This window comes from Pantoea jilinensis (assembly GCF_019104105.1).
GTDB lineage: Bacteria > Pseudomonadota > Gammaproteobacteria > Enterobacterales > Enterobacteriaceae > Pantoea > Pantoea eucalypti.
Map to the genome: position 1 here is coordinate 184,662 of NZ_CP077746.1, position 14,491 is coordinate 199,152.

13 protein-coding genes and 1 riboswitch are annotated in these 14,491 nt (G+C 54.5%); of the genes, 9 read left to right on the forward strand and 4 right to left on the reverse strand.

Going from position 1 to position 14,491, the window contains the following annotated elements:
* Positions 1-336: 336 nt before the first annotated feature.
* Positions 337-1,485 (reverse strand): acetylornithine deacetylase, encoded by a 1,149-nt coding sequence (gene argE / locus KTJ90_RS00860; protein ID WP_003851216.1) that lies wholly within the window; start codon positions 1,483-1,485, stop codon positions 337-339.
* 167 nt (positions 1,486-1,652) lie between these two features.
* Here argE and argC point away from each other — a divergent pair, with 167 nt between their 5' ends.
* The 4 genes from argC (at position 1,653) to argH (ending at position 6,155) form a co-directional block, all read left to right on the forward strand.
* A complete protein-coding gene (gene argC, locus KTJ90_RS00865) occupies positions 1,653-2,657 on the forward strand; it encodes an N-acetyl-gamma-glutamyl-phosphate reductase (protein ID WP_039660601.1) in 1,005 nt (334 codons plus the stop codon).
* A 14-nt stretch (positions 2,658-2,671) separates the two neighbouring features.
* Entirely contained in the window at positions 2,672-3,448 is a 777-nt protein-coding gene (gene argB / locus KTJ90_RS00870) for an acetylglutamate kinase (RefSeq protein ID WP_039660602.1), read from the forward strand.
* A 24-nt stretch (positions 3,449-3,472) separates the two neighbouring features.
* Positions 3,473-4,690 (forward strand): argininosuccinate synthase, encoded by a 1,218-nt coding sequence (locus tag KTJ90_RS00875; RefSeq protein ID WP_003851209.1) that lies wholly within the window; start codon positions 3,473-3,475, stop codon positions 4,688-4,690.
* 91 nt (positions 4,691-4,781) lie between these two features.
* Positions 4,782-6,155 carry an argininosuccinate lyase gene (gene argH, locus KTJ90_RS00880; protein ID WP_003851207.1) on the forward strand — a complete coding sequence of 458 codons (1,374 nt, stop codon included), beginning with the start codon at positions 4,782-4,784 and terminating at the stop codon, positions 6,153-6,155.
* Positions 6,156-6,275: 120 nt separating this feature from the next.
* Here the strand turns inward: argH and KTJ90_RS00885 are convergent, their stop codons facing one another.
* On the reverse strand, positions 6,276-6,422 hold the full coding sequence (locus KTJ90_RS00885) for a thioredoxin domain-containing protein (RefSeq protein WP_153574532.1): 147 nt from the start codon (positions 6,420-6,422) through the stop codon (positions 6,276-6,278).
* A gap of 180 nt (positions 6,423-6,602) precedes the next feature.
* Between KTJ90_RS00885 and oxyR the strand changes: the two genes are divergently transcribed.
* The gene (gene oxyR, locus KTJ90_RS00890; RefSeq protein ID WP_003851204.1) at positions 6,603-7,520 is read left to right on the forward strand and encodes a DNA-binding transcriptional regulator OxyR; all 918 of its coding nucleotides are present in this window, start codon (positions 6,603-6,605) and stop codon (positions 7,518-7,520) included.
* Here oxyR and sthA read toward each other — a convergent pair.
* Positions 7,503-8,903, reverse strand: a complete 1,401-nt coding sequence (gene sthA / locus KTJ90_RS00895) for a Si-specific NAD(P)(+) transhydrogenase (protein ID WP_003851201.1) — start codon at positions 8,901-8,903, stop codon at positions 7,503-7,505. The genes oxyR and sthA overlap by 18 nt on opposite strands.
* A 192-nt stretch (positions 8,904-9,095) precedes the next feature.
* Between sthA and fabR the strand changes: the two genes are divergently transcribed.
* Positions 9,096-9,743, forward strand: a complete 648-nt coding sequence (gene fabR / locus KTJ90_RS00900; protein ID WP_003851200.1) for an HTH-type transcriptional repressor FabR — start codon at positions 9,096-9,098, stop codon at positions 9,741-9,743.
* Positions 9,744-9,757: 14 nt separating this feature from the next.
* Positions 9,758-10,111, forward strand: a complete 354-nt coding sequence (locus tag KTJ90_RS00905) for a YijD family membrane protein (protein WP_003851197.1) — start codon at positions 9,758-9,760, stop codon at positions 10,109-10,111.
* 49 nt (positions 10,112-10,160) lie between these two features.
* Here KTJ90_RS00905 and trmA read toward each other — a convergent pair whose 3' ends face one another.
* Positions 10,161-11,264: a tRNA (uridine(54)-C5)-methyltransferase TrmA gene (trmA, locus tag KTJ90_RS00910; protein WP_003851194.1), complete on the reverse strand. Its 1,104-nt coding sequence runs from the start codon at positions 11,262-11,264 to the stop codon at positions 10,161-10,163.
* Between the two features lie 110 nt (positions 11,265-11,374).
* Positions 11,375-11,557, forward strand: a riboswitch (cobalamin riboswitch).
* A gap of 69 nt (positions 11,558-11,626) precedes the next feature.
* Here trmA and btuB point away from each other — a divergent pair.
* Positions 11,627-13,507: a TonB-dependent vitamin B12 receptor BtuB gene (btuB, locus tag KTJ90_RS00915; RefSeq protein WP_078805334.1), complete on the forward strand. Its 1,881-nt coding sequence runs from the start codon at positions 11,627-11,629 to the stop codon at positions 13,505-13,507.
* Positions 13,452-14,303, forward strand: coding sequence for a glutamate racemase (murI, locus tag KTJ90_RS00920; protein ID WP_033762375.1), 852 nt, complete (start codon positions 13,452-13,454; stop codon positions 14,301-14,303). Before btuB ends, murI begins: the two co-directional genes overlap by 56 nt.
* Positions 14,304-14,491: the final 188 nt, after the last annotated feature.

Genomic DNA, 14,491 nt, shown 5'->3' on the forward strand with positions numbered 1-14,491 from the left:
ATCGTCTTGAAAAACTCATACACCCGACCTTTCAGGCAGCAGAAAAATCAGCAACATTGTGTCCCCGATAATCTACAGGGAACCGGCTCCGTTGCCGCCTGTCCACATTCTGAAACGTTCTGGATAATCACCCGGTGGGCATAACATCGTCTTTTATCTAGCCACGTAATGCTGCGTTCGTCAAATGCGTTAAAGTGCACTGAAGATGTGGCTAACTAACGGAAATTCGTAGAATTTATAGAGAAAGAAGCGGGATAAGTTATTCTTATTGTTAAATCCCGCAGATTGCGGGGGCATTTTGCTGTTAATACAGTGAAATGCCCCATTTGCTGTCAATCAGTGACAAAAATGCTGCACAACCTGACTGATTAGCGCCCGTGTCGGCTTAATAAATGCCGTATCAATAAATTCGTCGGGCTGATGCGCCTGATTGATTGAGCCCGGGCCCAGGACCAGTGTTGGGCAGAGTGTTTGAATAAACGGCGCCTCGGTACAGTAATTCACCACCTCGGTTGGCGTACCCAGTAATTTCTCAACCACACTCACCAGTTCATGATTTACCGGACACTCATAGCCCGGAATCGGCGGATGCAGTTCGGCCACGGTGACCCGGCCCGGCCAGCGTGCACTCACCGGTGCCAGCGCCTCGTTCAGCAACCCATCCAGATCGCTCAGCGACAGGCCCGGCAACGGACGAATATCCATATGCAGTTCACAGCAGGCGCAGATACGGTTCGCGGCGTCTCCGCCATGAATATGGCCGAAATTCATGGTCGGATAAGGGATAGCGAAGCCGTCATGGTGATAACGCTCCTGCAGCGTCGTGCGCAGTTGCATCAGATGAGTGATCGACTCATGCATCAGTTCAATGGCGTTGACACCGCGTGCCGGATCGCTGGAATGGCCCGATTTCCCCTCGATGCGAATCACATTCGACAGATGGCCTTTGTGCGCGCGCACCGGTTTAAGCGAAGTCGGTTCACCGATGATGGCACAGTCGGGACGCAGCTGCGTCGATTCAGAGAAATATTTGGCGCCAGCCATGGTGGTCTCTTCATCGGCCGTGGCAAGGATATAGAGCGGTTTGCTCAGCGTGCTGACATCCACATCGCGCAGCGTGTCGAGAATAAAGGCGAAGAAGCCTTTCATGTCTGCTGTGCCCAGGCCGTAGAGCTTGTTGTCATGCTCAGTCAGAGTAAAGGGATCGCGCGTCCAGCGGCCATCATCAAAGGGAACGGTATCCGTATGACCGGCTAACAGCAGGCCGCCCGCACCGGTGCCGGTTCGCGCCAGCATATTAAATTTATTGCGGGTGCCGGGCACCGGCTGCACTTCAACGCTGAAGCCAAGGTCGCGGAACCAGCCGGCCAGCAAATTGATTAAAGTTTCATTACTCTGATCCAGTGCGGCATCGGTTGCGCTGATCGACGGTGTGGCGATCAACTGGCGGTACAGTTCAATAAAAGGCGGTAATTTTGTCTTCACTGTTGGCGGTCCTTGGGTTAGGATGTATCCATATTCATGCAGTAATAGTGAATAAAAATACATTAACGTCCTCTGCAAGGGAACCATAAATCACTGCAGATGACAGGGTGGGTAACGGGGCAAGGCCGCGACCCGGAACGTGCGACTGTAAAAAGGGTTACAGCCTGATGTTGAATACGCTGATCGTTGGTGCCAGTGGTTATGCCGGTGTAGAGCTTGCCACTTTCCTGAATCGCCATCCACATATCAACATAACCGCTTTGGCGGTTTCTGCGCAAAGCCCTGATGCTGGCAAGCGCCTCTCTGACCTCCATCCACAGCTGAAAGGCGTAGTGGATTTACCGCTACAGCCGCTAAGCAGCGCAGCTGAGTGGGCAGACAAAGTGGATGTGGTGTTCCTGGCGACGGCGCATGAAGTCAGCCACGATCTGGCGCCGGAATTCCTTAAGGCCGGTTGTGTCGTGTTCGACCTGTCAGGCGCGTTCCGCGTTAATGACGCTGATTTTTATACGCGTTTCTATGGCTTTACCCATCAGCATGGTGACTGGCTGGACAAAGCGGTGTACGGCCTGGCGGAATATCAGCATGAGAAAATTCAGCAGGCGCAGCTGGTAGCGGTACCGGGTTGCTACCCGACCGCTGCGCAACTGGCACTGAAACCCCTGGTGGATGCCGGACTGTTGAACGATGCGCAGTGGCCAGTCATTAACGCCACCAGCGGCGTAAGCGGTGCCGGACGTAAAGCCAATGTCGGCACCAGTTTCTGCGAAGTAAGCCTGCAGCCTTATGGCCTGTTTAACCATCGTCACCATCCGGAAATTGTTGCGCACCTCGGTACACCCGTGATCTTTACGCCGCATCTGGGCAGTTTCCCGCGCGGTATTCTGGCAACGATTACCTGCCGTCTGAAAGCGGGTGTCAGCCGCGAAGATATCGCCGCTGTTTTCCATCGCGCCTATGACAATAAGCCACTGGTGCGGCTCTATGATAAGGGCGTGCCGGGGCTGAAAGCCGTTGTGGGCCTGCCTTACTGTGATATCGGTTTTGAAGTACAGGGCGAACATCTGATTGTCGTCGCCGCCGAAGATAATCTGCTGAAAGGCGCGGCATCGCAGGCGGTACAGTGCCTGAACATCCGGTTCGGCTTCCCTGAAACGCAGTCACTGATTTAACGGACAACTTAACCATGACCAATCCATTGATTATTAAGCTGGGCGGTGTGCTGTTAGACAGCGAAGAAGCGCTGGCCCGTTTGTTTGAAGCGCTGCTGAAATATCGCAGCGCCCATCAGCGTCCGCTGCTCATTGTCCACGGCGGCGGTTGCCTGGTCGATGAACTGATGAAAAAGCTGGCGCTGCCAGTCATGAAGAAAAATGGCCTGCGCGTCACCCCAGCCGATCAGATCGACATCATTACTGGTGCACTGGCGGGAACCGCAAACAAAACGCTGCTGGCCTGGGCAAAAAAATCGGGCATCAACGCGGTCGGCCTCTGCCTGGGCGATGCGGGCATTGTGAATGTCGCTCCGTTTGATGACGAACTTGGCCATGTTGGCCACGCAACGCCGGGTAATCCGGCCTTGCTGAACACGCTGCTGGCGGCGGGTTACATGCCGGTGGTGAGCTCAATTGGTATTACTGACAGCGGCGACCTGATGAACGTCAACGCTGACCAGGCGGCAACCGCGCTGGCCTCGACGCTGGGTGCTGATCTGGTTCTGTTGTCTGACGTCAGTGGTATTCTCGACGGCAAAGGTCAGCGCATCGAAGAGATGACCGCCGACAAAGCTGAGCAGCTGATTTCCCAGGGCATTATTACCGATGGCATGATTGTTAAAGTCCACGCGGCACTTGATGCGGCGCGTACACTGGGTCGCCCGGTCGATATTGCCAGCTGGCGTCACGCTGAGCGGCTGACTGATCTTTTTAACGGCGTGTCGATTGGCACCCGGATTCTCGCTTAACGACTCTGATTCAAGGATTACGAAATGCAAACGCAAAACATCAAAAAAATCGTTCTGGCTTACTCCGGTGGTCTTGATACTTCGGCCATCATTCCATGGCTGAAAGAGAACTACGGCGGCTGTGAAGTGGTCGCATTTGTAGCGGATATTGGTCAGGAGCGCGGCGATCTTGAAGGTGTTGAGAAGAAAGCCCTGCAGTCTGGCGCCTCTGAATGTCACGTGGTTGACCTGCGTGAAGAGTTCATCAGCGACTACGTTTATCCGGTACTGCAGACCGGCGCGTTGTATGAAGGGACCTATCTGCTGGGCACCTCTATGGCGCGTCCTATCATCGCAAAAGCGCAGGTTGAGCTGGCACTGAAAGTAGGCGCGGATGCGCTGTGTCATGGTGCAACCGGTAAAGGCAATGACCAGGTGCGTTTCGAAACCACCTACACCGCGCTGGCACCACAGCTGAAAGTCGTGGCACCGTGGCGTGAATGGAACCTGCGTTCACGTGAAGCACTGCTGGACTATCTGAAAGAGCGCAACATTCCGACCACCGCTTCGCTGGAAAAAATCTACAGCCGTGACGAAAACGCCTGGCATATCTCCACCGAAGGCGGCGTGCTGGAAAGCCCGGCCAATGCACCAAATAAAGATTGCTGGGTCTGGACTGTCGATCCGCTGGAAGCGCCTGACCAGCCTGAAGACGTGACTGTAACCGTTGAGAAAGGCCGTGTTGTGGCGGTTAACGGCGAAAAACTGAGTCCGTTCCAGTGTCTGGAAAAACTGAACGTGCTGGGCGCAAAACATGGCGTCGGCCGTATCGATATCGTTGAAAACCGTCTGGTAGGCATTAAATCCCGCGGCTGCTACGAAACCCCTGGCGGCACCATCATGGTGAATGCGCTGCGTGCGGTTGAGCAGCTGGTCCTGGATCGCGATAGCTTCAAATGGCGTGAGCAGCTGGGCCACGAGATGTCTTACGTCGTTTATGATGGTCGCTGGTTCGCTCCGCTGCGTAAGTCGATTCAGGCTGCTGCCGAATCGCTGGCGGAAGAAGTTAACGGTGAAGTGGTGCTGCAGCTCTACAAAGGCCAGGCGACAGCCACTCAGAAGCGTTCTGCGAACAGCCTCTACTCGGAAGAGTTCGCTACCTTCGGTGAAGATGAAGTTTACGATCACCGTCACGCGGGCGGCTTTATCCGTCTGTTCTCGCTCTCTTCGCGTATCCGCGCCCTGAACGAGCAGAAGAAGTAATTTTTCAGGCGGGGTGCGCCTCGCCTCACAGTTTTGATTCAGGGGCGGCATTTATGCCGCCTCTTGTTTAACGATTCAGAGGAGTTTTCACATGGCACTTTGGGGTGGACGGTTTACTCAGGCAGCGGATCAACGTTTTAAACAGTTCAATGACTCGCTGCGCTTCGATTACCGCCTGGCAGAGCAGGACATCATTGGCTCTGTTGCCTGGTCCAAAGCGCTGGTGACGGTCAATGTGCTGACTCAGGATGAGCAGCAGCAACTTGAAGCGGCCCTGAATTCGCTATTGAATGAAGTGCGTGAAAATCCTGAACAGATTCTGCAGAGCGATGCCGAAGATATTCACAGCTGGGTTGAAGGTAAGCTGATCGACAAAGTCGGCTCGCTGGGCAAAAAGCTGCACACCGGCCGTAGCCGCAACGATCAGGTCGCGACCGATCTGAAACTGTGGTGCAAGGTACAGATCGAAGCGCTGCTGGGCGCCACACGTGAGCTGCAGCAGGCGTTAGTGGTTACCGCTGAAGCCAATCAGGATGCAGTGATGCCGGGCTACACCCACTTGCAGCGTGCGCAGCCGGTGACGTTTGCGCACTGGTGTCTGGCCTACGTTGAAATGCTGGCGCGTGACGAGAGCCGTCTGCAGGATACCCTGAAGCGTCTTGATGTCAGCCCGCTGGGCTGTGGCGCACTGGCCGGTACCGCTTACGAGATTGATCGTCAGCAGCTGGCAGGCTGGCTGGGCTTCGCTTCCGCCACACGTAACAGTCTGGATACCGTATCAGACCGCGATCACGTGCTGGAACTGCTCTCTGACGCGGCCATTGGCATGGTGCATCTGTCGCGCTTTGCGGAAGATATGATTTTCTTCAACACCGGCGAAGCAGGCTTTATTGAGCTGTCAGATAAAGTGACCTCAGGCTCATCACTGATGCCGCAGAAGAAAAATCCGGATGCGCTGGAGCTGATTCGCGGCAAATGTGGTCGTGTGCAGGGTGCACTGACCGGCATGATGATGACGCTAAAAGGTCTGCCGCTGGCCTACAACAAAGATATGCAGGAAGACAAAGAAGGGCTGTTTGACGCGCTGGATACCTGGCTCGACTGTCTGCATATGTCAGTGCTGGTGCTGGATGGCCTGCAGGTTAAACGTCCGCGTTGCCAGGAAGCCGCTGAACAGGGCTACGCAAACTCTACTGAGCTGGCCGACTATCTGGTCGCCAAAGGCGTGCCGTTCCGTGAAGCACACCATATCGTTGGCGAAGTTGTCGTGGCGGCTATCGGGCAGGGCGTAGCACTTGAAGCGCTGTCGCTGGCACAACTTCAGCAGTTCAGCGCGGTGATTGGCGAGGATGTCTATCCGATTCTGGCGCTGCAATCGTGTCTGGATAAGCGTAATGCGCAGGGCGGTGTTTCTCCGCAGCAGGTTGCCCGCGCTATCGGTGACGCTAAACAGCGTCTGGCGTGATCAGCAGGTAAAAAAAAAGCGGGCACGTTAAAATGCCCGCCAACCTCTAGCTTCAGAACTACTATTTTTTATAGGCACATCATCAAAGCGCCCGCTCTCCCGGCCGACGCTCAGACTCTCTTACGCTGACAGCAAGTATTGACGCAGATCCTCACTGCCGCCAGCATGACGACCGCCCATGAAGACCTGCAGTACCGTCGCCAGGCCTGAAACGGCTCCTGAACTGACGGTTGTCGAATCCTGTCCCATCACAATTTTCGTACTCAATGACATGCTCACTCAGCCTCTGTATGGCCTGCGCACAGAAGCCGCAGCTGGCTTTATAGAGATGAAGACAGACTCCTGAGCTTTTTGTTGCGCGCATTATTCCCAACCACCCTTGATAGGGCCAATCGTTCATTGCTATTCTATCTATCGCCACGGGCTATCGTGGTTTGGAGGGTAATAATGAATATTCGTGATCTTGAATATCTGGTTTCGCTTGCTGAACACCGTCATTTCCGCCGTGCGGCGGATGCATGTCATGTCAGTCAGCCCACGTTAAGCGGGCAGATCCGTAAGCTGGAAGATGAGCTGGGTGTGATGCTGCTGGAGCGCACCAGCCGTAAAGTGCTGTTCACGCAGGCAGGTTTACTGCTGGTGGATCAGGCGCGTACGGTGCTGCGTGAAGTGAAAGTGCTGAAAGAGATGGCCAGTCAGCAAGGGGAAGCGATGTCAGGTCCGCTGCATATCGGCCTCATCCCGACCACCGCGCCGTATTTACTGCCACAGATTATCCCGACGCTGCACCAGACCTTCCCGAAACTGGAGATGTATCTGCACGAAGCGCAGACGCAACAGCTGCTGTCACAGCTCGACAGTGGCAAGCTCGACTGTGCGATTGTTGCGCTGGTCAAAGAGAGTCAGGCCTTTATCGAAGTGCCGCTGTTTGATGAGCCAATGAAGCTGGCTGTCTATGCCGATCATCCGTGGTGCGATCGCGATCGTGTGCCAATGTCCGATCTGGCCGGCGAGAAATTGCTGATGCTGGAAGATGGACACTGTCTGCGTGACCAGGCGATGGGATTCTGCTTTGAGGCGGGTGCCGATGAAGATACCCATTTCCGGGCGACCAGTCTTGAGACACTGCGCAATATGGTGGCGGCAGGCAGTGGCATTACGCTGTTACCGGCGCTGGCAGTTCCACCAGAGCGTATTCGCGACGGTGTCTGCTATCTCACCTGCTACAAACCGGTGCCACAGCGCACGATCGCGCTGGTCTATCGTCCGGGTTCACCTCTGCGCAGCCGTTATGAACAGCTGGCAGAGGCAATTAAAACCCACATGGCACACTATTTCGACGCTGCGTTAAAACAGGCGGTTTAAGCCGTTTAACGCCGCAACGCGATAGGCTTCGGCCATCGTCGGATAGTTAAAGGTGGTATTCACGAAGTACTCAATCGTGTTGCCACCATTTTTTTGCTCCATGATCGCCTGACCGATGTGAATGATCTCAGCGGCACGCTCGCCAAAGCAGTGGATCCCCAGAATCTCTTTGGTTTCCCGATGGAACAGAATCTTCAGACTGCCAACGTTCATGCCCACAATCTGCGCGCGTGCCAGATGTTTAAACTGCGCGCGGCCCACTTCGTAAGGCACCTTCATTGCCGTCAGCTGCTGCTCGGTTTTACCCACGGAGCTGATTTCCGGAATGGTGTAGATACCGGTTGGGATATCTTCAATCAGGTGTGCTGACGCTTCCCCTTTGATAATCGCCTGTGCGGCAATACGGCCCTGATCGTAGGCGGCTGAGGCCAGGCTTGGATAGCCAATCACGTCACCGACGGCATAAATGTGCGGCTGCGCTGTCTGATACATGCTGTTCACTTTCAGCAGGCCACGCCCATCGGCTTCCAGACCGACGTTTTCCAGCGAAAGGGAATCGGTGTTACCGGTACGGCCGTTGGCGTACAGCAGGCAATCCGCTTTCACTTTCTTGCCCGACTTCAAATGCATGATGACGCCATCTTCCACGCCTTCGATCTTCTCAAACTCTTCATTGTGACGAATCACTACGCCGCTATTCCAGAAGTGGTATGAGAGAGAATCCGACATCTCCTGATCGAGAAACGCCAGCAGGCGATCGCGGGTATTAATCAGGTCAACTTTGACGTTGAGACCACGGAAAATCGATGCATATTCACAGCCGATGACGCCAGCGCCGTAAATAATGACGTGACCCGGTTCGTGGTGCAGATTAAGGATAGAGTCGGAGTCGTAGACGCGGGGATGCGTAAAGTCGACATTATCAGGATGGTAAGGCCGTGAACCACAGGCGATAACAAACTTCTCTGCCGTCAGCGTCTCACGCGTGCCATCAGGTTGTTCAATCTCAATCGTATTGGCATCAACAAAATGGGCATCGCCCTGATAAAGCTCACAGCGGTTACGCTCGTAGAAGCCCTGGCGCATGGCTGTCTGCTGGCTGATCACGCTTTCAGTGTGATTAAGAATGTCGGCGAAAGAGGAGCGAAGCAGTCGGGTATGATCGCTGTAGAGCGGGTTTTGGTTGAATTCGATAATGCGACTGACGGCGTGGCGAAGGGCTTTGGAAGGGATGGTTCCCCAGTGCGTACAGCCGCCGCCGATGTTGTGGTAGCGTTCGACCACGGCGATGCGCGCTCCCTGTTTTACCAGCCCCATCGCCGCCCCTTCACCGCCGGGCCCTGAGCCAATCACAATGGCATCGTAATCGTAAGACTTTTGCATACCGATACGTCCTATTATTTATACATTTTTACAACGAGATTCTAACATCTCGTCGCGCACTTCTGAATTCTATCAGCGATTTTCATCACATTTTGACAAAGTGTGAGGTTCACAGGCAGTGACAAAGAATGCCAATCTGTACGCTGAAAATTTTGCTATAGTGCCCGCTCAACACCGCTAAAGGCAGAGAGAATGGGCGTCAGAGCGCAACAAAAAGAACGTACACGACGTACACTGATTGAAGCAGCGTTCAGTCAGCTCAGCGCCGAACGCAGTTTTGCCAGTTTGAGTTTGCGGGAAGTTGCCCGTGAAGCGGGGATTGCACCCACCTCCTTTTATCGTCATTTCAAGGATGTTGATGAGCTTGGCCTGACGATGGTGGACGAAAGTGGGCTGATGCTGCGACAGCTGATGCGTCAGGCACGACAGCGTATCGCCAAAGGCGGCAGCATCATTAAAACGTCGGTGTCGACCTTTATGGAGTTCATCGGCAACAACCCCAACGCTTTCCGCCTGTTACTGCGTGAACGTTCCGGCACCTCTGCTGCTTTCCGTGCCGCCGTGGCGCGTGAAATTCAGCACTTTATCGCTGAACTGGCTGACTATCTTGAGGTCGAAAATCGCATGCCGCGCAGTTTTACCGAAGCGCAGGCTGAAGCGATGGTGACCATTGTCTTCAGCGCCGGTGCAGAAGCACTGGACGTTGATGCTGAGCAGCGACGTAAGCTTGAGGATCGGCTGGTGTTACAGCTGCGGATGATCGCCAAAGGCGCTTATTACTGGTACCGCCGTGAGCAGGAACGACTGGCGGTCACCCTGGAAAAACCCGAAGAGCAATGAGTAAGGATCAGTTCATGACCCACCCAGGTACCCGCGATAAAAGCACTCTGGCACTGGCTTTTATTACCGGCTTAGCGATTAACGGTTCGTTTTCTGTGCTGTTCAGCGCCTTTGTTCCCTTTTCGATTTTTCCGCTGATTGCGCTGGGTCTGGCGGCCTGGTGTCTGCATCAGCGGTATCTCAACACCAACATGCCGGACGGCATGCCAGGCCTGGCGGCGGCGTTTTTCCTGCTGGGGATTCTGGTTTATAGCGCGCTGGTGCGGGCAGAATACCCGGACATTGGCTCAAATTTCGTTCCCACCGTTCTGATGGTCGCGCTGGTGTTCTGGATTGCGACGCGGTTTAAGCGCAAGCGTAATCAGTAGGGATATCGGCAGGGAAAAAAAACGGGAACTTCAGGGTTCCCGTTTTTGTTTACGCTTTACGCGTCAGCAGCACACCGCATTCCATGTGGTGGGTGTAGGGGAACTGATCAAACAGCGCCAGCCGCGTCACGTCGTGCGTTTCTGACAACGTTTGCAGATTGTCGCTCAGGGTTTGTGGGTTGCAGGAGATATAAAGGATGCGCGGATACGCCTGCACCATTTTCACCGTCTCTTCATCCAGGCCGCTACGTGGTGGATCGACAAATATCGTCTCGCACTCGTAGCTGGTCAGATCAATCCCTTCCAGACGATTAAAGCTGCGCACGCCATTCATCGCCTGAGTAAACTCCTCCGCCGCCATGCGAATGATCTGCACGTTATCAATCTGGTTCACGGCAATGTTGTATTGGGCCGACGCAACAGAAGGCTTGGCGATTTCCGTTGCCAGAACGCGGCGGAAATTGCGCGCCAGCGCCAGCGAGAAGTTGCCGTTACCGCAGTACAGTTCCAGCAGGTCACCCTGTGAATCCTGCGTCACATCCAGCGCCCACTCCAGCATCTGAATATTCATTGCCGCGTTAGGCTGGGTAAAACTGTTCTCGACCTGACGATAGATAATCTCGCGACCTGCAACCGGCAGACACTCATCCACATAGTCGCGATCCAGACAGATTTTGGTTTTGGTCGCACGGCCAATTAACTGCACATTCAGACCTTCCGCACGCAGTTGATCACGCAGCGCGGCGGCGGCCTGCTGCCACTCATCATCCAGCTTGCGATGATAGAGCAGTGAAATCACAATCTGATTGCTCATGGTTGACAGATAGTCGATCTGGAACAGCTTATGACGCAGGGTGCGGTTATCACGGATCGCGGCGATCATCTTTGGCATCAGCTGATTGATCAGCTGGCTGGCTGCCGGGAACTGATCGACCCGGATCCGCTCGCGCGTCTGCTGATCAAAGATGATGTGATAGATATCATCACCGTCGTGCCACAGGCGGAATTCGGCGCGCATCCGATAGTGGCTGACCGGCGAACGGAACACCTCCACGTCGGGCGCAGCAAACGGCGTCATCATCGTCTCTAAACGACTGACTTTTTCCGCCAGCTGTGCGTCATAGTCTTCAATGGGGAGATGTTCGGGTGTCATGAGCAATCCTGATTAATAGCTTACCAGCGGGCGATTGTAGGCATTCACTTGCTGATGTCCAGTCCCACAGCGATAAGATATTTGGCAGTCTGGACTTCCGTATCTCCACTCCGTAGACTGCAGACGCCGGCCTCAAGCCTGAGTTAATAGGGAATCCAGTGTGAATCTGGAGCTGACGCGCAGCGGTAAGGAATGTCGTGATGAGTGCAATTGCAGACACTGTCCTCCGGGATGGGAAGTCATCATCATTTATGGTTCCCAGCCCGAAGACCTGCCGGTGTAACGTCGCTACTCGTACAATCATCGCGTTCTATTGATTGTCGGCCTGCGGCATCCTGCTTCGTCTTATGGATGCGATTAAAATGACAAAAAAAACTGCATCGCTGTTCGCTCTGAGCGCAACGGCGATTTCTCTCTGGGCGCAAAACGGTTTTGCGCAGGGGAATGATGATACGCAAATCGTCACTGCCAACCGTTTTGCCGAACCTGTTTCCGGGGTGCTGGCGCCGACAACCGTCGTCACGCGTGATGAGATTGATCGCTGGCAGGCCAAAAGTCTGACAGATGTGATGCGCCGTCTGCCGGGTGTCGATGTCGCGCAAAGCGGCGGGCTAGGGCAGCAGAGTTCGCTGTTTATTCGGGGTACTGAGTCCAGACATGTGCTGATCCTGATTGATGGTATCCGGCTTAATCAGGCGGGTATTACCGGTTCGTCCGACCTCAGCCAGATCCCCCTGTCGCTGGTGCAACGCATCGAATATATTCGCGGCGCACGTTCCGCGGTTTACGGTTCTGATGCCATTGGCGGCGTGGTGAATATTATTACGGGCCGTTCGCAACCGGGCACGACGCTGACGGCGGGCATGGGATCCAACGGCTATCAATCGTATGACGGCTCAACCCAGCAGATGCTGGGCGACGCGACAAAGCTTACCCTGGCAGGCAACTATACCTACACCAAAGGGTATGACGTGGTGGCGGGCTATCCCAATGACTATGGCCCGGCGCAGCACGATCGCGACGGCTTCATGAGCAAAACCCTGTATGGCAACCTTGAGCATCAGTTCAGCGATGAACTCAGTGGTTTTGTGCGCGGCTATGGCTTTGATAACCGCACTGCCTATGACGGGTCTTACACGTATGATGACAGCTTCACGAATATCATCGGCCTGGCGGATACCCGTCAGCTCTACAGCCAGACCTGGGACACCGGTTTACGCTTCAACCGCGACGTCTACTCCACCCAGCTTATTGCCAGTTATGGCCATACCAAAGACATTAACTACGATCCGCGCAATGGCCGCTACGGCGCTGCATCCACCTTTGATGATGTCACCCAGTACAATCTGCAGTGGGGCAATACCGTGCAGGTGGGGCAGGGCGCCGTCAGTGCGGGTGTTGACTGGCAGAAAGAGACAACGGAACCGGGCACGAACTATTTATCAGATGGCTATGAACAGCGTAATACCGGCCTCTACGTGACCGGGCAGCAACAGTTTGGCAGCGTCACTCTTGAGGGTGCGGTACGTGGTGACGATAACAATCAGTTCGGCTGGCATAACACCTGGCAGACGGCGGCGTCATGGGAGTTTATTTCCGGGTACCGCGCGTTCGCTTCGTATGGTACTGCTTTCAAAGCGCCTAATCTGTCGCAGGTATACAGCCCATTTTATGGCAACCGCGACCTCGATCCTGAAAAAAGTAAGCAGTGGGAAGGCGGCTTTGAGGGGCTGACCGGGCCGGTGAACTGGCGCGTGTCGGGCTATCGCAACGACATTGATGACCTGATTGAAGGCGATCCGCAGACCTTCCGCTACTACAACATTGAGAAGGCACGTATTAAAGGTGTTGAAGCCACCGCTGGATTCGATACCGGGCCGCTGACGCATCAGCTCTCATATGATTATGTCGATGCGCGGGATGGCAGCACCGATCAGCCGCTCGTTCGCCGGGCTAAGCAGCAGGTCAAGTATCAGCTTGACTGGACACTGCATGAGTTTGACTGGTCCGTGACTTATCACTATCTGGGCGACCGTTATGATACCGACTTCAACAGCACGCCCAGCCGTCGTGTGAAATTAGGCGGTGTCAGCCTGTGGGATCTCGCCGTCTCATATCCTGTCACTTCACAACTCACGGTTCGTGGTAGAATTGCCAACCTGTTCGATAAAGATTACGAGACAGTGTATGGCTATCAGACTCCAGGACGAGAGTATTACCTCAGCGGCAGCTACAACTTCTGATTTGCGTCCCACCGTGCTGGTGTTTGATTCCGGCGTCGGTGGGCTTTCTGTCTATGATGAGGTCCGTCAGCTGTTGCCGGATCTTCATTATCTCTACGCCTTCGATAACGCTGGATTCCCTTACGGCGAGAAAAGCGAAACCTTCATCGTGGAACGCGTGGTCGCTATCGTTGAGGCCATTACACAGCGTTATCCTCTCTCATTAGTCATCATCGCCTGCAATACAGCCAGCACGGTTTCATTGCCTGCTTTACGTGAACGCTTTGCGTTTCCTGTCGTGGGTGTGGTTCCGGCGATTAAACCTGCCGCGCGCCTGACGCGAAATGGTGTGGTCGGGTTGCTGGCGACGCGGGCTACAGTGCGCCGTCCTTATACCCACGAGCTGGTGGCGCAATTCGCCGGTTCCTGCAACATCGAAATGCTGGGATCGGCGGAGCTGGTGGAACTGGCAGAAGCTAAGCTACACGGTGCTGAGGTTGCACTGGATGAGGTGCGCCGTATTGTTCAGCCGTGGCTGCGGATGGCTGAACCACCGGACACGGTTGTTTTAGGCTGTACGCACTTCCCTTTACTGCGCGAAGAGCTGCAGCAGGTGTTACCTGAAGGGACGCGTCTGATTGATTCCGGTGCGGCAATTGCCCGACGAACAGCCTGGCTACTGGAACATGAAGCGCCTGAAGTAAATTCTTCGCAACAGAACGTCGCATTCTGCACGGAGCTGGATGGTGAAGCGGTACAATTATCACCCGTTTTACAGCGTTATGGCTTCCCGTTGCTTGAAAAACTGGCGCTTTAGCGGCTTTTCGCTGAAAAAAGAAGCACTCGAAATTTTATTTGAAATTAGCACTTGTCAGCCTCCGAGAACTCCCTATAATGCGCCTCCACTGACACGGCACAACGGCTTACGAAGCGTCGGGTTGAGTAGGTTCGAAATCATACGAACCAGTGAGTTAAGCGAAAATAAATGCTTGACTGACAATGCGG

Bases quoted from the DNA above. Each gene is read 5' to 3' on its own strand.
- sthA (WP_003851201.1), bottom strand. From the start codon at position 8,903: ATGCAAAAGTCTTACGATTACGATGCCATTGTGATTGGCTCAGGGCCC.
- argC (WP_039660601.1), top strand. From the start codon at position 1,653: ATGTTGAATACGCTGATCGTTGGTGCCAGTGGTTATGCCGGTGTAGAG.
- KTJ90_RS00875 (WP_003851209.1), top strand. From the start codon at position 3,473: ATGCAAACGCAAAACATCAAAAAAATCGTTCTGGCTTACTCCGGTGGT.
- KTJ90_RS00905 (WP_003851197.1), top strand. From the start codon at position 9,758: ATGACCCACCCAGGTACCCGCGATAAAAGCACTCTGGCACTGGCTTTT.
- oxyR (WP_003851204.1), top strand. From the start codon at position 6,603: ATGAATATTCGTGATCTTGAATATCTGGTTTCGCTTGCTGAACACCGT.
- btuB (WP_078805334.1), top strand. From the start codon at position 11,627: ATGACAAAAAAAACTGCATCGCTGTTCGCTCTGAGCGCAACGGCGATT.
- argB (WP_039660602.1), top strand. From the start codon at position 2,672: ATGACCAATCCATTGATTATTAAGCTGGGCGGTGTGCTGTTAGACAGC.
- murI (WP_033762375.1), top strand. From the start codon at position 13,452: ATGGCTATCAGACTCCAGGACGAGAGTATTACCTCAGCGGCAGCTACA.
- argH (WP_003851207.1), top strand. From the start codon at position 4,782: ATGGCACTTTGGGGTGGACGGTTTACTCAGGCAGCGGATCAACGTTTT.
- fabR (WP_003851200.1), top strand. From the start codon at position 9,096: ATGGGCGTCAGAGCGCAACAAAAAGAACGTACACGACGTACACTGATT.
- trmA (WP_003851194.1), bottom strand. From the start codon at position 11,264: ATGACACCCGAACATCTCCCCATTGAAGACTATGACGCACAGCTGGCG.